Here is a 19,281-nt window from a genome sequence, read left to right as displayed (position 1 = left end):
AAAAGAGCAACGAATAGAACGTGCATTCTGTTATTGCGTCTGTTAAAATAAGGATATCATGAAATTGGGAGTGGGGATAGTGAAATCTGCAGTTACTTTTATTCATGCAGCTGATTTACATTTAGATAGTCTATTTAAAGGATTAAGACGAGTACCGGCTAATATATTTAAAGAAATTCAGGAGAGTACGTTTACTGCTTTAGACCATCTGATTGATCAGGCGATTGAACATCAAGTGGACTTTGTTTTATTAGCAGGCGATTTATACGACCATGAATCACAAAGTCTAAAAGCGCAAATAAGACTGCGAAGAGCCTTCGAACGGTTGGCAAATGAAAATATCGATGTATTTTTATCTTATGGAAATCACGATTTTATGAAAGGTGATTCCTTTAAGGTGGAATACCCTGAAAACGTCCACGTTTTTTTGGATGAATCAGTAACGTGGATTCCTTTTTATAAAGATGGCGATGCAATGGCAGCTATATATGGATTTAGTTATGAAAATAGAGGAGTATATGAAAATAAATCTCCAGAATACGAGTTGACAGATAAAGAATTTCCATTTCATATTGCTATGCTGCATGGCAGTGTGGCAACAAATACAGAGCATGATTCCTATGCGCCATTCCAAATTAAGGATTTATTAAATAAAGGCATGGATTATTGGGCATTAGGTCATATACATAAACGGCAGCAGCTTTATACCAATCCGCCAATTGTTTACCCTGGCAATATACAAGGAAGACATCGAAAGGAGACAGGAGAAAAGGGCTGTTATCTGGTCACTTTAAATAAACATCAGGCAACCCAAACATTTTTACCGCTCCAGGCAATCCGTTATGAAGAAGTTGAGGTCGATATCCAGGATTGTCTTACACCCTCTCAGGCAGAAAAAGCTATTATGAAGCAATTACCAGCATATAGTGTACCCAGTTTATTGTATTTAAAGTTAGTAGTTAAAGAAAATGAACCTTTTACACCAGATGAGGCGATCTTACAAGAATTAATGGAAGTAATCAATGAATCCCTGGTGGAGACATTTCCATGGCAGTATATCTACCAATATCAGGTTGCTTTTGAAGAGGAATCAACCCAACTCACTGATGACTTTTTAAAAGATATTTTAGAAGAAATGGATACAGCATTTATACAAGAAGGAATACACGAGATTTATCACCACAGAGACGCACGTAGATTTTTGTCTTCCTTATCTAACGAAGAAGAGCAAGATATTAAAGCAGATGCTTATCAATTGCTAAATTCGTTATTACGAAAGGAGAGAACAAAGTGAAAATAAAGGAAATTACGATTTATGGGTTCGGTAGGTGGGTTGATAAGACATTCTCTTTCTCCGATTCCAATCTGATAACCCTTCTCGGTGAAAATGAATCTGGGAAAACAACTTTACATCAGTTTATTTTATATATGCTTTTCGGAATGACGAAAAAGAAAAGTGATTTTTATCGACCGAAGACAAGCAGCAAGCTGGGGGGAAGGATGATCATTGATCATCCTTCTGAAGGAAACATTTTGGTAGAACGATTGGATACAACGAAGGTCAGGTACGTTGACAGTAAAGGAGCGGAAAGAGATGCATCCTGGTTCGAAAATTTTTTAGGAAATATGAATGCAGAAACCTTTCAATCCATTTATTCCTTTTCTAATCAAGATTTAGCTGAGTTGCAGCATATGAATGAGACGGACATAAGTGAGCTGCTATTAAGTGTTGGTTTAACAGGTTCAGCAGCCGTTTATAAAGTGGAGAAGAAGCTGCAGGCGTCGTTACAAAAACAATTTAAACCATCTGGCACCAAGCCCGTAATTAATGAAAAATTAATGGAATTACGTGCGAAGGATAAGCAAGTAGGAGAAAATAAGCAGCTGGAAAAAACATATAAAGCACAGATAGAAAAAATTCATACGCTGGAGAATAAACATCATTTAAAAAAAGAACAAATTGCAGAGACCAATGAACAGCTTGAAAAAGAAAAACTGATGGAACAAATACTTCCCATCCGAAAAGAAATGCTTCGGGTTTCCAGGGAGCTGGAGGAACTTGCAGATGTCCGTGATTTTCCATTAGATCATCACGAACAAATAAAGTCTATACGTGCAGATATAGATCATATCGATAGAGAGCTTCGATCTCACAAGGATACGCTAGAAACCTATACTGAAAAAAAACAAGATCTTGAAACGGTTTCTTTGCAGGAAGATGAAAGAGAGAAATTAAATCAACTTTTAAACCAAAAAGCAGAAATAACATTACTGATGGAACGTCAAAAAACGTTAGAGCAAGATTATACCTATAAGGTCAGGGAAATAACAGGAATGATCCAGGAGAAACAGATCCGCATAGGCGCAGAGGACCTGGAACAATTGGAGCTTCCTTTTTATCTTGAAAAAGAATGGATGACCTTGCGGAAAGAACAGGAACACATACAACAGCGTATCTCTGATAATAGTCAGAAAAAAGAACAACTGATGCAGGAAAAATCACGACTTCAGGAAGAACAGAAGAAATTAAATAAAGAACTGCTCGCTGATGTACATGTAGATGAATTAAAGCAGCGGATACAAGCTTACCAACAGAGTAATCATCAGGATAATAGACAGCGGGAATATATGCATCAGATGTTCGGTCGAATGATTCAGGAGAAAGTAAAGCAAGAGAGAATAGGTATCATGGCAGGAGTAACAATCGCTTTAGCGGCAGCCTTGATGGGGTACATTGGAAGCATGCCCTGGTTATTTTTATTAAGTCTCGTAAGTGGAATCGGTGTTTTTTATTTTTGGCATGTACAACAAAAACGTATTCAAAAATTAAAACAGGAGCAGGAAGGCTGGCAGGCAAATCATTCCGGACAGGAAGTGGATGTGACAGAAACGGAATACCTGGAAGCACAGGAAATTTTAGCAGGGCAGCAAGCATTGCGCGACAAAGTTTATACCTTGGATGATGCATTTCAGCAAACCGTGCACCAAATCGAAGTGAATGACACCGTAAGGGCTGATTTAATAGAGCAGCAAAATAGTATAGAGGAAAAGATCATTGATCAACAAAATCAGTTTTCATTTTTACATTCTACCGACGTGTTTTATTGGCAAGATATCTATCATTTAATGCAAAAGCTACTTCAGCTAAACACGGAAAAGCAGAATTTGAAATTAGAGTTAGATAGAGTAAAAGAACGGATAGATCAATTTTATGATCAGGTGAAAGATTGGTTCGAGGAAAGAGGACTAGATAGTGAAACTCGTCTGGAAGAAATGATGCTCATATTAGAGAAGGCACAGCAGCAAGAACAGCAGTATCAGTATGAGCTTCAGCAATTAGCTCAATTTATAAAAGAAGCAAAAAATAAACAGTTTGTTTTAAAACAAAAAAAAGATCGTTACAGAGAAGAACAGGATAAACTGTTAAAAGCAGCCGGAGTAGATTCAGAAGAAATCTATTTTAAAAAACAAGCTAGAAAAGAACAGTATAATAAACTGTATGCTCGTCAAGACGAGTTAAGAGAAAGAATCCAAATAATGCTCCCGGAAAAATGGCATCAAGAATTGATAGAGGAGTCATTAGAAGTTGATCACCATTATAAAAATAAAAAAAAGCTGGAATTAGCACTAGCGGATTATGAAGAAGAATTAGAACAATTAAAAAGTATGCAGGCAGAGCAAAAATTACGTATCGAACAGTTGGAATCAGCAGAAGATATATCGCTGCAAATGCACCAACTTGCAATGGAAAAGGAAGAATTAGAGAGTATGGTAAAAACGTGGGCTGTACAAAAAACAGCTTTACGGATGCTCGCTGCTGCTAAAAATCAATACAAAGATAAATATTTGACGCTTGTTATTGAAACCGCACAAATTTATTTTAAAGAGATCACTGCAGATCAATATGATACAATATATTCACCAGCATCGGAACAGCATTTTAAGGTAGAAAACAGTAAGAAAAAACAGCGGTTTCGTGTAGAGGAGCTTTCTCAAGGAACTAAAGACCAGCTTTATATTTCCTTGAGATTAGCTATTAATGAAGTAATGTCAAAAGCATCTGGTTTGCCATTTCTTATGGACGACGCGTTTGTGCATTTTGATTGGAAACGTACAGAAAGAATGCAACGGGTATTGAAGCGATTGACGGAACAACAACAAGTGATATTATTTACATGTCATAGAGATCTGGCCGAAGCTGCAAATGACGGTATGATTCATTTGAATTTATGATAAAGCTTGATTTGGAAGGGGGAATAATAAAATGAAAAAAGGAATTGCTCATTTAACAGTAGGCGATAAATTTGAAGGGTTTTTATTAATAAATGAAGCTACGAAGGGGACAACAAGCAATGGAAAACCATTTTTAACATTAATGCTGCGAGATGAGTCTGGAGAGTTAGAAGCAAAGTTGTGGGATGCGACGAAAGAGGATGAAGCGAATTTGATTGCGGAGCAGGTTATTTATGTGACAGGAGAAATTAATCAATTTCGTGGAAAAAATCAATTGCGTATTCATTCTATTCGCTTATCTAAACCGACAGACCAGGTACAAGTAAGTGATTTTGTTGGCAAGGCTCCGCTAGGTCAAGAAGAGCTTGGAGCAAAGCTGACAGAAGCCATTTTTGAAATGAAAAATCCAACTTTACAGCGGATTGTACGTGGGTTTGTGAAAAAATATCAACATGATTTGCTTATCTATCCTGCTGCTGCAAAAAATCATCATGATGTCGCATCAGGGCTGGCATATCATATAGTCAGCATGCTGGGGATTGCACGTCAGCTTCATGAATTGTATCCTACCATCAATAAAGACTTATTATATGCAGGTATTATTTTACATGATATTGGAAAAATAAAGGAATTATCTGGTGTTGTGTCAACAACGTATACACTAGAAGGGAAATTGCTTGGTCATATTACAATTATGGTAGAAGAGATAGCGGAAATGGCGAAGGAGCTACAAGTGGAAGGAGAAGAAGAGGTACTTATCTTACAGCATTTGATTTTAAGTCATCATGGAAAAGCAGAATGGGGCAGCCCGAAGCCTCCAATGGTTAAAGAAGCGGAGCTGTTGCATATTATTGACTTAATTGATGCAAAAATGAATATGCTGGATAAAGCGTTAGACAAGATTCAGCCGGGAGAATTTACAGAACGGCTCTTTGCGATGGACAATCGTTCCTTTTATAAGCCTTCCTTTGAGTAGAGCATATCCTTATGGTATTTTGCTGCATCAGAATATTATCGTATCAAATAAAGAATCCATAAAATCAAAGCGAAGATTATGTCATTTTCTATGCACTTGTTCATATATATCTAGTAAGGAGTGGACAAGGGGGATATAAGATGAGCTCAATTCCAATTTGGGTCTTTGCAGTGATTCTGTTAATTTTATTTAGTGGATATATGGCAATACGTGCTTTTTTAGCTGAGAGAAAGCTGGATAGGCAGTTTATTGAACGTGAAGGTAAAATATACATGGAACGTATTCAAAAAGAGCGGATGAAAAGAAGAGAACAATAAGAGAAGCACTATATTATCCATGGTGTAAATGGATAATATAGTGCTTTTTTACACTTTAGGAAAGGAGTTAAGAAAAACGGTTGAAGGGGAGTTTTTCTAATGGGAAATGAAAAAGAGCTTATCACGGAGAAGCGCCCGTAAAACTCCCACTAAATGAAGTTTCGTTTTATTGACAGCCACAGGATTTTCTAATGTTCATAAAAGGTGGTAATTCAACATGATTCATATAATCAGGATTATTCATTTTATTTAATAATATATCGAACGCTGTTTTTCCGATTGTTTCTGGTGGTAAAACAATAGTTGTTATGGATGGATCAATAATATGCGAAGCTGAAAATTCTCCAAAGCCAATAATAGCAATATCATCAGGAATCCTTAAATACATTTCCTTTATTGCGTCTAAAGCTCCGATTGTCATTAAATCATTTTGAATAAATAGTGCAGTAATTCTGTTATTTTTCATTAATAATTCTTTCGTAGCAGCAGCTCCTCCATCAATATGGGCAAAACCTTGAATGATTAATTCCTGATCAAAAGGGATATTTGCCTGTTTTAAAGCCTCATGGTGTCCTTTGATCCGATCTTCCGTTGTAGAAACATCAGGGTATGTATAAATAAATCCTATTTTTTCATGTCCATGGTCGAGTAGATGCATGGTCGCATCATAACCTAGTTGAAAGTTGTCTCCCGTTACCCTTGAGATACTTTCAATGGAGTCATCATAACGGTTCACCATGACAATTGGAAATTTATCCTTTGTGTAGTTTTGCAAGTATTGAATGTCTCCCGAAGTCGGCGATAATATAATACCATCCACTAAATTGGAATGAAGCAAGTTAATCGTTTTTTCTTCATATTCACTATGCTCTTTTGTATTCACTAACAATAGATTATAATCCATTTCCGCAGCCCGCTCTTCAATAGCGAAAATCATTTCGGTTACAAAAGCGTCCGGATGGCTTGAAATAACAAGAGCAACTGTTTTAGTAGATTGCTGCCTTAAGTTTTTAGCAGAATAATTGGGCGTATAATTATATTTTTCAGTAATGGACATTACCTTCTTGCGCGTTGCTTGAGAAATATTTTTTGTATTATTAATAACATGGGAAACCGTTGCTACAGAAACATTTGCTTCTCTGGCAATATCCTTCATGGTGATTCCTTCTTTTTTCATAGTATCTCTTTTATCCTCCGTTCTTTAACGATTTCATATTACCCCATATAATCATGAGATTCAAGCAACGAATAAAAATGCAAATTTGCAGTTGACATGGTTCCGCTTACAATATATAATTCAGTAAAGAGTTAAACGATTAACCTTTTGGAAAAATATTTTTTCTTGGAATGAATATACAAAAGAATAAGTTTGAAAATAAATTTTTGAGGTGATGGCAGTGAGTAATATCACAGTGGAAGAGCTTAAAGAAAAAGCAATTCAATTAAGGCAGACAGCTGTAACGATGGTATATCATGCGCAGTCTGGACATCCGGGAGGCTCTCTTTCTGCGGCAGATTTCGTAACCGCTTTATATTTTAAAGAGATGAATCTGAATCCGGAAGATCCGGAATGGTCTGATCGTGACCGTTTTGTTTTATCCAAAGGACATGTTGCACCAATTCAATATTCTGCATTAGCACATCGCGGGTTTGTACCAATGGAAACAGTTAAAACGCTACGGGAATATAAATCTCCATTTCAAGGGCATCCGGATTCTAAAAAATGTCCCGGAATAGATATTTCCACAGGTTCTTTAGGACAGGGCTTATCCTGTGCTGTAGGTATGGCGCTGGCAGGGAAGCTAGATGAAAAAGATTACCGCGTTTTTGCAGTTATTGGTGACGGGGAAGCTCAAGAAGGGCAGATTTGGGAAGCGACGCAATCAGCGGTGAAATATAAACTTGATAATTTAATCGTTTTTCTAGATGATAACGGATTACAAATTGATGGCCCGACAAATGAGATTATGCCGAATTTAGACTTAGAAAAGAAATTTGAGGCATTTGGATTTACTACAAAGCGCATTAATGGTCATTCTATGGAAGAAATTATTGAAACATTAGATGAAGTGAAGAATGCAAAAGATGGCAAACCTAAATGTATTGTTTGTAATACTGTCAAAGGAAAAGGTGTTTCCTTCATGGAAGATGTTGTTGGCTGGCACGGAAAAGCGCCAAATGAAGAAGAGTACAACAAAGCAATGGAAGAATTAGCAAGGGGGTTAAATGCATGACCGTTTTAAATAAAGCACCTTATGAACAAAAGGCAACAAGAGAAGCTTTTGGAGATGAAATTGCAGAGCTGGGAAAAGAAAATAAAAATATTATGATTGTGGATGCTGATATTGGTGGCTCTTGTAAAACTACGAAATTTATGAACGCTGTTCCAAAACAGCATATCAATGTTGGAATCGCAGAACAAAATGCAGCAGGATTAGCTGCTGGGCTTTCGACAACGGGTAAAATTCCGTTTGTAAGCACGTATGCAGTATTTGGATCTTTGCGTATGGCAGAGCAAATCCGTCAAGAGGTTTGCTATCCGAACTTAAATGTGAAAATTGCTTGCTCTCATGGCGGTTTAACACCGGCGAATGACGGTGGAAGTCACCAGGCAATTGAAGATATGGGGGTATATCGGACAATTCCTAATATGAGGGTTATCATGGGAGCAGATTACCATGCTACTCGTAAACTGGTGAAACAAGCATCTGAAATCTATGGTCCGGTTTATCTTCGTTTCACTAGAGACAAGGTTCCTGTTATCTATGATGAAAATGAAGAGTTTGAGATTGGTAAAGCGAAACAATTAAAAGGTGGAAATGATGTTGCTATTATTGCAAATGGAGACACCGTTTGTTTAGCGTTAGAGGCGGCAGAAATTCTTGAAAGCAAGGGTGTATCTGTAAAACTATTAGATATGCATACGATTAAGCCGATTGACCGTGAAACTATTTTAGAATGTACAGAGATTGGCAGGATTGTGACGGTAGAGGACCATAATATTCTTAATGGATTAGGTAGTGCTGTCAGTGACGTCGTAGCTGAAGAAGGAAATGCGAAAGTAAGAAGAATTGGTGTCCAAGATCGATTTGGTGAATCAGCTCCTTATGAAAAATTACTGGAGATTAACGGAATTACTGTTGAAAATATTGTAAACACAGCAGAGGGACTACTTTAACTAACTTTTTATAGATTAGGGAAAGGGTGCAATATGTATAACCATAAAGAAAATACAGAATCTCAAAAGTTCGGAATCCTTATTTGTAAAGAATGTGAGAAAGAGGTAGATACTTTTCGCTCTGAAAAAGTTGTTACCCAATATGGTATATGTGGGCATTGTAAAGACAGTAGTGAATAAAAAATGATTGCATTTATTACAGTCAATACTCGCTTCCATTATCTATTATTTCTAAAGGAATGGAAGCGGGTACTCTCAGTTTTTTATATAAAATATTGAATAATAGGGTCAGAAATTGAGAAAAAACGGCTGTATTACCACGTGCTGAAATCGACTTAGGAAGGAACACTGCGTTAGCAGGAATAGTCAAATATAGAGTTGGTCATCATTTAGGAATACGTTGGAATTACTTAAAAATGGACATAAAAATTTTATCACGGAGAACCGCCTGTAAAACTCCCGCCACAAAATAAAGAGCGAAAATAAATTAATTTAGGCGGGAGAAAACGGGCGCTAACTCCCACTGAATGAAGTTTCGTTTTATGGTAGCAGTTAAAAAGTAAGGTATATCAGAGCTTGAATACACAGAAGTTGCGAAAGGTAAAATTAAATAACGCGTTTTGACAAACAATTTATTTTAGCTCTTTTAAATGTTTAATCATATAAATCTTGAAAAAGACTACTATATTGTTATGTAAATTTAGGAGGTAAAGATTTGAAAATAGTTCGAAATATAACTGTTTTTGTAATTGCTGCTTTAGCTATAGGGATTACTTTTGCGTTTTTCACAACAAGTAATGCATTAACAGACGATACAATTACAATTCGTTTTGGACATGATGCAGCGGAAACGAATGAAAGACATATTGCCGTTTTACACTTTAAAGAGTTAGTAGAGGAAAAATCTGGTGGGCAAATAGAAGTGTTGGTTTATCCGAATAATCAATTAGGCTCTGAATCAGAGATGGTTGAAAGCGTGGCGCTAAATGATTTGCAGATGGTTGCAGCAAGTGCTTACAGTCAGTATAATCCGCAAATTAGTGTGCTGGAACTTCCGTATTTATTTGAAGATCATCAACAAGCTTGGGATGCTATGGATGGGGAAGTAGGAGAATTAGCTGCTGAGCCTCTGTTAGAAGATAATTTGAGAATTATAGCTTACTTTGAAAACGGTTTCCGGCATATCACGGCAAATCAGCCGATTGAAGAACCAAGTGATTTAAGAGGAGTAAAAATTAGAACACCGGAATTTCCGATATCTTTAAGAACATTTACTGCTTTTGGAGGCAACCCGACGCCAATGGCCTTTGGAGAAGTTTATATGGGGTTACAGCAAGGGACAATTGATGCGCAGGAAAATCCTGTTGCGAATACGTATGCTAATAAATTAAACGAGGTTCAGGATTATCTTATTCTCACCGGACATCAATATTCGCCTCTTCCGGTTGCAATAGGGGAAGAGTTTTGGCAGTCGTTAACACCAGAGGAACAGAAAATTGTTGAAGAGAGTGCATTGGAAACAGCTCAATTCCATCGGGATTTATTACAGGATAGTGAGGCAAAAATGATTGAAGACCTTAAAGATCAAGGAATGACAGTAATTGAGGATCCAGATATAGAAGCTTTTAAAGAAGCAGGTGAACCTGTTTACGAGCAGTTCAGAAATAATTATGGCAGTGAACTCTTAGACCGGATTTTAGAGGCAACGGAATAGGATGAGGGGGAAATCATGAAAATATTAAATTGGTTAGATGAGCATTTTGAAGAATATATTCTTGTCTTTTTAAGTGCTTTTACAGTTGTTGTTATTTTTATGCAGGTGGTCATGAGATATGTTTTCGGAAACTCGCTGGCCTGGTCTGAAGAAATAGCGAGGTATGCATTTATTTGGCTGATTTATATCGGGGTAAGCTATGGCGTGAAGCGGAATAAGCATTTAGGGGTAGATGCTTTATCAATGCTGTTCCAGCGAAAAGGAAAATTAATTATTGCTATGATTGCTAATATTTCTTTTTTAACCTTTGCATTAGTTATGACCTACTACGGGATTGATATTGTTGCTAGAATAACAAGAACATCGGCAGCTTTACAGATTCCACTGTTTTGGGTCTACTTAGCTCCCGTTGCAGGTATGATTTTGACCTCCATCCGTTTATTGCAAAACATGGCTTATGACGTGAGAGATTATCGTTCGGTTAAGAAGGATGAAGATTATAAGAATTTAGATAGAAAAGAATCCTTGGCAGGTCAGGAGGAGAAAACAGTATGACACCGTTCATTTTATTTGGTACTTTCTTTTTATTTATGGCGCTTACTGTACCAATCGGGATTGCATTGGGGATTGCGGGTCTTGTTACAGCGATGTATTCAGCAAACATATCGATTACTTTTCTATCGCAGGGCTTAATTACATCTACTGATAATTTTGCTTTAATGGCAATTCCGTTCTTTATACTTGCTGGGGAAATAATGGGAAAAGGAGGCATATCTAATCGTTTATTTGATTTAGCGAATGTCTTTGTCGGACGATTTACCGGCGGATTTGCTATGGCTGCTGTTATAACGTCGATGTTTTTTGCAGCTATTTCCGGTTCTGGCCCTGCTACAGTAGCAGCAATTGGTGGTATTATGATTCCGGCAATGGTTGCAGAGGGATATGATAAAAAATTTGCTACTGCATTAATTGCAGCTGCTGGTTCCTTAGGAATTATCATTCCTCCCAGTATACCAATGGTTCTCTATGGTATATCAGCGAATGAATCCATTGGAGATTTATTCCTCGGCGGGGTTATTCCAGGATTAGTGATTGGTGGATTAATTTTATTTTGGGCATATATTTATTCGAAAAAGAAAGGCTATGTGGGAACTGGAGAAGCATTCAGTTTTAAAAAATTATTCCAGGCCCTTAACAAGGCGAAATGGTCTTTACTTGTACCAATTATTATTTTAGGCGGTATTTATGGAGGGATATTCACTCCGACCGAGGCCGCTGTTATAGCTGTGGTCTATGCTTTATTTGTAAGTATGTTCCTGCATAAGTCTATTAAGTTTAAAGATTTACATTCTATCTTTAAAAATGCAGCATTAAGTTCAGTGGCAATATTAATTATTATTGGAACGGCAAATGCATTTGGAACAATTCTATCCATGGAAAGGATCCCGCAAGCATTTGCAGAAGGCTTCTTATCTATTTCGCAAAATAGTATTGTTATCATCATTATGATTATTATTATGCTATTAATTATTGGCTGTTTTATTGATACTTCAGCAGCAGTTATTATATTTACTCCAATTTTATATCCAGTTGCACTTGAAATTGGAATGAACCCAATTCACTTTGGTATTGTTATGATTGTTACACTGGCAATCGGATTTATTACGCCGCCATTAGGTGTAAACTTATTTGTAGGATCAGGACTGTCGGGCTTGAGTATGCCAGTCTTGGCAAGAGCAGTTGTGCCATTCTTTTTTGTCATTCTGGTCGGTCTTGCTCTGATTGCTGTAATACCTCAGCTGACATTAATATTATTATAACTTGTAAACATAGAATTTATTTTATAACGTATTAAGCGTTAAACCAGGAGGAAAAAACATGTTTGAACTAAATGATAAAGTAGCAATTGTAACAGGAAGCGGATCATTAAAAGGAATAGGTAGAGATATCGCTTTAAAATTAGCAGAACAAGGTGCATCGATTGTTGTTGCAGATTTAAATGTAGAAGGTATTGAAGATACAGTAAAAGCTGTAGAAAACGCAGGAGCAAAAGCATTAGGAGTGGAACTAAACGTAACAAACAAAGAATCTGTAGATGCGATGATCGAAAAAGTGTTAGCAGAATTTGGCCGCATCGACATTTTAGTTAATAATGCAGGTATCTCTCAAAAAGTTACAGTAGAAGACATGACTTTAGAAGATATGCAGCGAATTTTCAGTGTGAATATGTTTGGTCTATTCCTATGCTCTCAAGCAGTTCTGAAGCCAATGAAAGAACAAAAATTTGGCCGTATTATAAACCTCTCCTCCGTATCTGCCAAAAGAGGAGGAGGTGTATTTGGAGGCGCACACTACTCAGCTTCTAAAGCAGCAGTGTTAGGCTTTGCGAAAAACCTTGCGAGAGAAGTTGCAACAGATGGTATTACAGTGAACTGTGTTGCACCTGGCCTGGTTAATACAGAGATTTGGAAATCACTTCCTGAAACCGATGCAGCAAAAGTAATCGATGGCATTCCTCTTGGACGCCCGGGAGAAACTAATGAAATTGCATCAACCATTGCTTTTCTGGCATCTGAAGAAGCATCTTATATTACCGGTGAGGATATTGATATTAACGGCGGATCCCATATGGATTAATAAATAAATACAAAGACGGTATCTTCTTAACGGAAGCTGCCGTTTTTGAATTAACATAAAAAACTATGATTTTGATGCTAAATGGATTCTTTATCACGGAGAACCGCCCGTAAAACTCCCACTGAATGAAGTTTCGTTTTATGGTAGAAAAAGAAAGTGAATGGTCGCTAAAGCTTATAGAATTCCCGCATTTTGGGGATCTTAGAAATTTTAGTATTAAGAAATATTGTTGACGAATTATAAATGTTCTGATAATGTTTTATGAAAATATCTGGAGGAATGAAGATGTCATACACGATTGAATTAGGAACACAAGCACCGGATTTTTCGCTTCTTGCAACAGATGGCAAGTACTATAGTTTAAGTGATTTTGAAAATGCAAAAATACTCGTTGTGTTTTTTACATGTAATCACTGTCCATATGTGATTGGATCCGATGAGGTGACTAGAGAAACAGCCAATAACTTTAAACAGAATGGAGTTTATTTTGTTGGGATTAATTCAAACAGTGAAGAAACAAAAGCGCTGGATTCTTATGAACATATGGTTGAAAGAATGGAAGAAAAACGATTTCCTTGGACTTATTTAAGGGATGGAAATCAAGAAATTGCCAAAGCATATGGAGCTTTAAAAACGCCGCATTTCTTTGTATTTAATGAGAAACGGGAACTAATATATACAGGCAGAGGGATTGATAACCCTAAAAATCCGGAAGAAGCATTACGAAATGATCTGCAAATTGTATTAGAGGAAGCTGTTTCTGGAAAAGAAATAACTGTGCCAATCACTAATCCATTAGGATGTAATGTAAAGTGGAACGGAAAAGATAAATACTGGATGCCGCCAGAGGCTTGTGATTTGATTCCGAGAAATAATGCATAGGATACGAGTTGATCTGAAAACGATAGAAAATCTTTCGAGATTGACAGTCTAGAATAATAGATTAGTCAATCTTTTTTAGTTAAACGATAATTTTTAGTTAAACGATAAAATGAGAAGTTGACACAATTCAACACAGAGTATAGAATATAAATAAGGAAAACGTTTAACCAAAATTTAAATAGATAGGGGTAAGTAAAATGAGCGGAGATTTAAAAAAACCGGTTGTTGCAGTAACAATGGGAGATCCAGCAGGAATTGGACCTGAAATAACAGTAGATACAATGTTGTCAGAGGAAGTTTATAATGAATGTAATCCTTTTCTTATCGGTTCGATTGATATTGTAAAAAGAGCTTTAGCTATAAAAAATAGTGATTTTCAAATCAATAAAATCGATTCTCCTTCAGAAGCTAAATTTACTTACGGTATGATTGATGTCCTTGAACCAAAAGAATATGATTGTTCACAAATTGAATTTGGAAAAGTGCAAAAGTTAGCTGGTGAAATGGCTTATGACTATGTAACGAAATCAATTGAATTAGGGTTAAATAAAGAAATAGATATTGTTTCAACAGCTCCTATTCACAAGGAAGCCATTAAGTTAGCAGGCTGCAAACATGAAGGTCATACAGAAATATTTGGGGATTTAACAAATTCAGAGTATGCACTGACAATGTTTAATTGCCACAATTTAAAAGTATTTTTTGTCAGTCGGCATAAAGCATTGGTTGAAGCGTGCCGCTATGCTACAAAAGATGTTGTTTTAGATACGTTACGTCAAATTGATACGGAATTAAAAGGTATTGGTTACGAAAATCCAGAAATTGCTCTTGCTGCATTAAACCCACATGCGTCTGACAATGGTTTATTTGGTACAGAAGAAAAGGATCATTTGATTCCTGCAGTAGAAGCAGCAAAAGAACAGAGAATGAATGTTGTTGGCCCGGTACCGGCTGATTCGATATTTCATTTAGGATTGCAAGGTAAATATGACGCTATTTTATCCCTTTATCATGACCAGGGGCATATTGCTTGTAAAACATATGATTTTGAAAAATCCATTACAATTACCTGGGGACTTCCATTTATGCGAAGCTCAGTAGATCACGGTACTGCATTTGATATTGCTGGTAAAGGTATTGCCGGTTCTGTAAGTATGATTGAATCCACATTAGTTCCCGTTCAATATTGGAAAAAACAACAAAAAGCATTACAAGCATAATGAAATATTTTATTCGGGTTGACTTTTACTCCATATAGACAGGGATAAAAACAGGGAGGGAGACTTTCCTGTTTTATTTCTATAAAAAGTTAACTGGAAGTGCTTATCATAGTGAGGTGTAGAAATGTCCAAATTGGGTATTGTTGCTGATGATTTAACAGGTGCAACAACTGTAGGTGTCTTATTAGCAAGATCGAACATACCAGTTGCTGCCTATTTTGATTCAGATAATTTATCAAAGGATACGGGTCAAGAAGCATTTATTTTAACAACAGATTCCAGAGCGGTAAAAAAAGAAGATGCAAAAGCAAGAGTGAAGCAAGCGGTTATGAGGTTAAAAGAAAACAATGCCACGTACCTAGCTAAACGAATCGATACGACTTTAAGGGGAAATATTGGTGCCGAAGTAGAAGCCATGCTGGAAATGATGAATGAGGATGCAATTGGTATTATGGTTCCTGCAATGCCGCAATCAAAGCGAATTTTAGTAGGAGGATATTCTATTATTGATAGTATCCCGTTATCACAAACACCAGTAGCTAAAGATGTGCGAACTCCTGTTGAAGAATCCCATTGCCCTACATTAATAAAAAAACAAACGGATTATCCTATTGAAACCATTTCACTAAATGCGATATTAGCTGGTGAAGCAGCAGTCCAACGTAGTTTTATAAAAGCTCGTGATAACGGCGCGAAAATTATTATCGCAGATGCCGTTTCTCTGGAGCATATTGATTTAATTGCTCAGGTGGTTTCAAACTTAAAATGGAATGTATTGACGATTGATCCAGGGCCATTTACAGAGAGAATGGCTCATTATAATGGATTTAGAACAGAAGGAGAAGTGCTGGATAAAGAAGAAGTGTCAGCTAGTCACATGGATGGAACTGTACTTGCTGTTGCCGGGAGTGCATCTTCGGTTACAAAAGAGCAAATTAATTATTTGTCTAAGCAAGAGAACGTGATTCAAATACCGGTTATAGTAAAAGATTTAATTTGTTCCAATAAAGCCGCCTCTAAAGAGATCAAACGTGTTATTGAGTCAGCTGTAAATTATTTAAAAGCAGATTCTCCGCAAGCACTCATTATCGAAACATCTGTGACAAATGAAAGAATCGATTTAAAAGCGGAAGAAAGAGGTAATGGCTTACAATCTGGAGAAGCAGCAAATAACATTAATAAAGCATTAGGAGAAATCACAAAAGGGATTTTGATGCAGACTTCCAAAGTGAAAGGGATTTATATGACAGGCGGGGATACCATGGTTCATGTTTTGAAAACGCTCAAAGCAGTTGGAATAAAACTATTGGACTACGTTATTCCACAAGCTGATTTAGGTGTTGTTATCGGTGGCTATTCAGATGGGCTTGTTGTCGTTGGAAAGGGTGGTTTAACCGGTTCAAAGCAGACGGCGGTTGATATAATAGAACGGATTGCTAAAGAGGCTGGTAACCGGGATTTGATAGAGAGTTAAGTAAGAGTGCAAGAATTTGATATTAACAGGTAATAACCCATCAATTGAATTGATGGGTTATTAATGCATGTTTAGAAAGGCACCAACCTTCTTAGCAGAATGAGACTAAATCGTCGATTATTATTAAGGACGGAAGTAGCTGCCCCGTCTTACCCAAATCGTTGTTGACTTTTTGGATATAACGGATTTAAAAAGCCTTGTAATGAATTATTCTCCTCCAAAGAAGCGGATAACCTCCATTACAGCTTTCTCAGCGTCTTCGCCTTCAGCTCGTACAGTAGCTTCGACTCCATTTCTAAGCTGCAATGTTGCAAGGCCTAAAACACTTTTAGGATTTACTTCATGAATTTGATTGCCAGATTGATTTCGGATAAATACCTCGCAATCATACTTTTGTAGTAAATAGCTTAATTCAATAATTGTTTGTTCTTCACTGATATTAATGACAGTACTTTTTTTAAATGATGATATAGGAATCTCCTCCTTTAGAATATAAGCTTAACTAAATTATAAAGGGAAAGGGAGAAAAACAAAAGAAAAACGTTTAACCTAACAGCCGCAGGATTTTCTTTTTATTAAATAAGTTGGAACGATAACTTTATTCATGTAATCTGGATTATTTATTTTATTTAAGAGCATATCAAAAGCTGTTCTTCCCATTGTCTCCGCAGAAGCACTAATCGTCGTAATTGGCCGGTTAATAATGGAGGCAGAAGGAAAATCACCAAAACCGATGATTGCCATTTCATTTGGTATGGATATATTCATATCGTTTAATGCTGATATAGCACCGATTGTCATAGAATCATTCAGAAGGAACATGGCTGTAACATCTGTCTGGTTATTAATTAGTTTTTTGATAGCTTTTTCAGCGCCTTGAACGGTTGCTTCTCCATCTATAATTTGTTCAGGATCCAATGTCATTCCTTCTAGTTCCAAAGCAGCTTTAAAGCCTTTAATCCGGTTAAAAGTGGGGCCGATATCATCCATTCCATAAACAACAACCATCTTTTTATGTCCGTGTTCCAGGAAGTGTTTTGCTGCATCAAATCCAGCTTGGTAATCATCCTGACAGACCAATGGTGTATCTGTTAGTGCATCATGGTATCTGCTGATTAAAACAATGGGCAAGTTTTTCATGATATTATGTATATGGTATGGAAAGGGTTTTGAATAACTTGCAGCAGGGGATAAAATAATGCCATCCACCATTTGAGAACTAAATAATTTTAAGGTGGCTTCCTCATAATCTACATCTTCATTTGTATTGACAAACAGCAGATTATAATTCATTTCCTTTGCTCTAAGGGAAATAGCATTTATATATTCCGTGACAAAAGAGTCTGGAAAACTGGGAACAATCAGACCAGCTGTTTTTGTCGTGTTATTTCTTAAATTTTTTGCAGAGTAATTTGGTACGTAATTATATTTATTTACAATATCCATAACCCGATTGTAAGTTTCTTCGGTTATTTTTTTACTGCCGTTAATAACATGGGAGACAGTAGTTACTGATACACCAGCTTCTTTAGCAATTTCTTTCATTGTAATACGCATTCTATTCACCTCGTTGAATTAAATACTGTCAGATAATTACGGTAGAATTTGTTCATGATGATACATTTAAAACACTCAACTTTCGCACATTAAAAAGTAACTTCATTTCCATAGAAACAGGAGTTGATCGTTCCTTTGATAACTCCCTTAACAAAGAATAGAAGGTGAGGTGTAAAGCACCGCTGCGGCGGACTGTTTTGCTTTCCGACGTACAACGGTTTTGATGGGGCGAGTATTCGCAGCAATGTTGTCAGGTTAGTACGACCGCTGCGGAAAAACACTACGCTTTCCGTGGGCTTGAGCTCAGCCTCCTCGAAAAAAAGAAGAGCACTTTTTTTCTGCGGGGTCTTCCCACTGCGCATTCCCACAGGAGTCTCCGTGTTTTTCCTCCGCTAGATAGTTGTTGTTATCTATCTGTAACCAATAAAATATTAAAAAAATCATTAACCTGACAACATTGGTATTCGCAGCCCCAACCCCAGGACGTTGCGACTTTAGTCTGCCTAGGGGCACGCTCTTCAGCTAACTTTTGCCAAGAAGAGCACTTGGCAAAAGTGGATCTTCAGATGGTGCTGATCCCTTGTCCAGCTACAAGCGTCAAAAACTAGACAACTTTCCGAGAGCGCCCTACGATAAAGAAGACTTACTGATTGGCAAGCCGACAGGCGCAGACAGAAGTAAAGTCGCACTTATGCCCACGGGTGAAAGTCATCATCCGTTCGTAAACTCACGGTGATTCCTTTATCACGGAGAACCGTCCGTAAAACTCCCGCCTCCAAATAAAGCGTGAAAATAAACTTATTTAGGCGGGAGATAACGGACGCTACCTCCCTGAATCACTCAACTAACACTCAGTGGGAGAAGAACGAAAACTCCCACTGAGTGAAGTTTCGTTTTATCTCAGTTGCTTCGGTCCAGTTGTTACGTTTTTAAACGACGCTTTCCGCTTTCCTCACAGGAGTCAAAACGATCCGCCTCCGATAATAAAACTCTATACGTGGAAAACAACTCACCTAATAGATGTTTGATCAGATAGGACATAATTTTACAATACTTTTCTTTATTATAGCAATGTAATCTCCGGATGAACATC

16 protein-coding genes are annotated in these 19,281 nt (G+C 37.0%); 13 read left to right on the top strand and 3 right to left on the bottom strand.

What is annotated here, in order from left to right:
• Positions 1-79: 79 nt before the first annotated feature.
• The 4 genes from BN986_RS16285 to BN986_RS16270 all read left to right on the top strand — a co-directional run bounded on the left by BN986_RS16285 (position 80) and on the right by BN986_RS16270 (position 5,526).
• A complete protein-coding gene (locus tag BN986_RS16285; protein ID WP_052400836.1) occupies positions 80-1,294 on the top strand; it encodes a metallophosphoesterase family protein in 1,215 nt (404 codons plus the stop codon).
• Positions 1,291-4,233 (top strand): ATP-binding protein, encoded by a 2,943-nt coding sequence (locus BN986_RS16280; RefSeq protein ID WP_040981985.1) that lies wholly within the window; start codon positions 1,291-1,293, stop codon positions 4,231-4,233. The genes BN986_RS16285 and BN986_RS16280 overlap by 4 nt, the downstream gene beginning before the upstream one ends.
• Before the next feature lie 31 nt (positions 4,234-4,264).
• The gene (gene yhaM, locus BN986_RS16275; RefSeq protein ID WP_040981984.1) at positions 4,265-5,209 is read left to right on the top strand and encodes a 3'-5' exoribonuclease YhaM; all 945 of its coding nucleotides are present in this window, start codon (positions 4,265-4,267) and stop codon (positions 5,207-5,209) included.
• 140 nt (positions 5,210-5,349) lie between these two features.
• Positions 5,350-5,526 (top strand): sporulation YhaL family protein, encoded by a 177-nt coding sequence (locus tag BN986_RS16270; RefSeq protein ID WP_040981982.1) that lies wholly within the window; start codon positions 5,350-5,352, stop codon positions 5,524-5,526.
• A gap of 166 nt (positions 5,527-5,692) precedes the next feature.
• Here the strand turns inward: BN986_RS16270 and BN986_RS16265 are convergent, their stop codons facing one another.
• Complete coding sequence (locus BN986_RS16265) at positions 5,693-6,703, bottom strand: LacI family DNA-binding transcriptional regulator (protein WP_040981980.1); 1,011 nt, start codon at positions 6,701-6,703, stop codon at positions 5,693-5,695.
• A 214-nt stretch (positions 6,704-6,917) separates the two neighbouring features.
• Here BN986_RS16265 and BN986_RS16260 point away from each other — a divergent pair, with 214 nt between their 5' ends.
• The 9 genes from BN986_RS16260 to BN986_RS16220 all read left to right on the top strand — a co-directional run bounded on the left by BN986_RS16260 (position 6,918) and on the right by BN986_RS16220 (position 16,631).
• Complete coding sequence (locus BN986_RS16260; protein WP_081922229.1) at positions 6,918-7,760, top strand: transketolase; 843 nt, start codon at positions 6,918-6,920, stop codon at positions 7,758-7,760.
• Positions 7,757-8,704, top strand: a complete 948-nt coding sequence (locus BN986_RS16255) for a transketolase family protein (RefSeq protein WP_040981976.1) — start codon at positions 7,757-7,759, stop codon at positions 8,702-8,704. Before BN986_RS16260 ends, BN986_RS16255 begins: the two co-directional genes overlap by 4 nt.
• 715 nt (positions 8,705-9,419) lie before the next feature.
• The gene (locus BN986_RS16250; RefSeq protein WP_040981974.1) at positions 9,420-10,418 is read left to right on the top strand and encodes a TRAP transporter substrate-binding protein; all 999 of its coding nucleotides are present in this window, start codon (positions 9,420-9,422) and stop codon (positions 10,416-10,418) included.
• Positions 10,419-10,433: 15 nt separating this feature from the next.
• Complete coding sequence (locus BN986_RS16245; RefSeq protein ID WP_074435693.1) at positions 10,434-10,973, top strand: TRAP transporter small permease; 540 nt, start codon at positions 10,434-10,436, stop codon at positions 10,971-10,973.
• Positions 10,970-12,238, top strand: coding sequence for a TRAP transporter large permease (locus BN986_RS16240; protein WP_040981970.1), 1,269 nt, complete (start codon positions 10,970-10,972; stop codon positions 12,236-12,238). Before BN986_RS16245 ends, BN986_RS16240 begins: the two co-directional genes overlap by 4 nt.
• Before the next feature lie 58 nt (positions 12,239-12,296).
• The gene (locus BN986_RS16235; RefSeq protein ID WP_040981968.1) at positions 12,297-13,055 is read left to right on the top strand and encodes an SDR family NAD(P)-dependent oxidoreductase; all 759 of its coding nucleotides are present in this window, start codon (positions 12,297-12,299) and stop codon (positions 13,053-13,055) included.
• Between the two features lie 285 nt (positions 13,056-13,340).
• Positions 13,341-13,937, top strand: coding sequence for a thioredoxin family protein (locus tag BN986_RS16230; RefSeq protein WP_040981966.1), 597 nt, complete (start codon positions 13,341-13,343; stop codon positions 13,935-13,937).
• Between the two features lie 197 nt (positions 13,938-14,134).
• The gene (gene pdxA, locus BN986_RS16225) at positions 14,135-15,157 is read left to right on the top strand and encodes a 4-hydroxythreonine-4-phosphate dehydrogenase PdxA (RefSeq protein ID WP_040981964.1); all 1,023 of its coding nucleotides are present in this window, start codon (positions 14,135-14,137) and stop codon (positions 15,155-15,157) included.
• Between the two features lie 124 nt (positions 15,158-15,281).
• Positions 15,282-16,631, top strand: a complete 1,350-nt coding sequence (locus BN986_RS16220) for a four-carbon acid sugar kinase family protein (protein ID WP_040981963.1) — start codon at positions 15,282-15,284, stop codon at positions 16,629-16,631.
• A 207-nt stretch (positions 16,632-16,838) separates the two neighbouring features.
• Here the strand turns inward: BN986_RS16220 and BN986_RS27700 are convergent, their stop codons facing one another.
• Both BN986_RS27700 and BN986_RS16215 read right to left on the bottom strand, forming a co-directional pair.
• On the bottom strand, positions 16,839-17,048 hold the full coding sequence (locus BN986_RS27700; protein ID WP_256710383.1) for an HPr family phosphocarrier protein: 210 nt from the start codon (positions 17,046-17,048) through the stop codon (positions 16,839-16,841).
• Between the two features lie 132 nt (positions 17,049-17,180).
• Positions 17,181-18,188, bottom strand: a complete 1,008-nt coding sequence (locus BN986_RS16215; protein ID WP_040981961.1) for a LacI family DNA-binding transcriptional regulator — start codon at positions 18,186-18,188, stop codon at positions 17,181-17,183.
• Positions 18,189-19,281: the final 1,093 nt, after the last annotated feature.

The sequence above is a fragment of the Oceanobacillus jeddahensis genome (assembly GCF_000750635.1).
In the GTDB taxonomy this organism is placed as follows: domain Bacteria; phylum Bacillota; class Bacilli; order Bacillales; family Amphibacillaceae; genus Oceanobacillus; species Oceanobacillus jeddahense.
Note: the sequence above shows the minus strand (reverse complement) of the source record. Positions and strands in the feature narration are given on the sequence as shown.

What these genes read in the sequence shown, in the direction of transcription:
- BN986_RS16215 (WP_040981961.1), bottom strand. Translation starts at nt 18,188, where the DNA reads ATGCGTATTACAATGAAAGAAATTGCTAAAGAAGCTGGTGTATCAGTA.
- pdxA (WP_040981964.1), top strand. Translation starts at nt 14,135, where the DNA reads ATGAGCGGAGATTTAAAAAAACCGGTTGTTGCAGTAACAATGGGAGAT.
- BN986_RS16220 (WP_040981963.1), top strand. Translation starts at nt 15,282, where the DNA reads ATGTCCAAATTGGGTATTGTTGCTGATGATTTAACAGGTGCAACAACT.
- BN986_RS16265 (WP_040981980.1), bottom strand. Translation starts at nt 6,703, where the DNA reads ATGAAAAAAGAAGGAATCACCATGAAGGATATTGCCAGAGAAGCAAAT.
- BN986_RS16270 (WP_040981982.1), top strand. Translation starts at nt 5,350, where the DNA reads ATGAGCTCAATTCCAATTTGGGTCTTTGCAGTGATTCTGTTAATTTTA.
- yhaM (WP_040981984.1), top strand. Translation starts at nt 4,265, where the DNA reads ATGAAAAAAGGAATTGCTCATTTAACAGTAGGCGATAAATTTGAAGGG.
- BN986_RS16255 (WP_040981976.1), top strand. Translation starts at nt 7,757, where the DNA reads ATGACCGTTTTAAATAAAGCACCTTATGAACAAAAGGCAACAAGAGAA.
- BN986_RS16260 (WP_081922229.1), top strand. Translation starts at nt 6,918, where the DNA reads ATGGCAGTGAGTAATATCACAGTGGAAGAGCTTAAAGAAAAAGCAATT.
- BN986_RS16235 (WP_040981968.1), top strand. Translation starts at nt 12,297, where the DNA reads ATGTTTGAACTAAATGATAAAGTAGCAATTGTAACAGGAAGCGGATCA.
- BN986_RS16245 (WP_074435693.1), top strand. Translation starts at nt 10,434, where the DNA reads ATGAAAATATTAAATTGGTTAGATGAGCATTTTGAAGAATATATTCTT.
- BN986_RS16230 (WP_040981966.1), top strand. Translation starts at nt 13,341, where the DNA reads ATGTCATACACGATTGAATTAGGAACACAAGCACCGGATTTTTCGCTT.
- BN986_RS16240 (WP_040981970.1), top strand. Translation starts at nt 10,970, where the DNA reads ATGACACCGTTCATTTTATTTGGTACTTTCTTTTTATTTATGGCGCTT.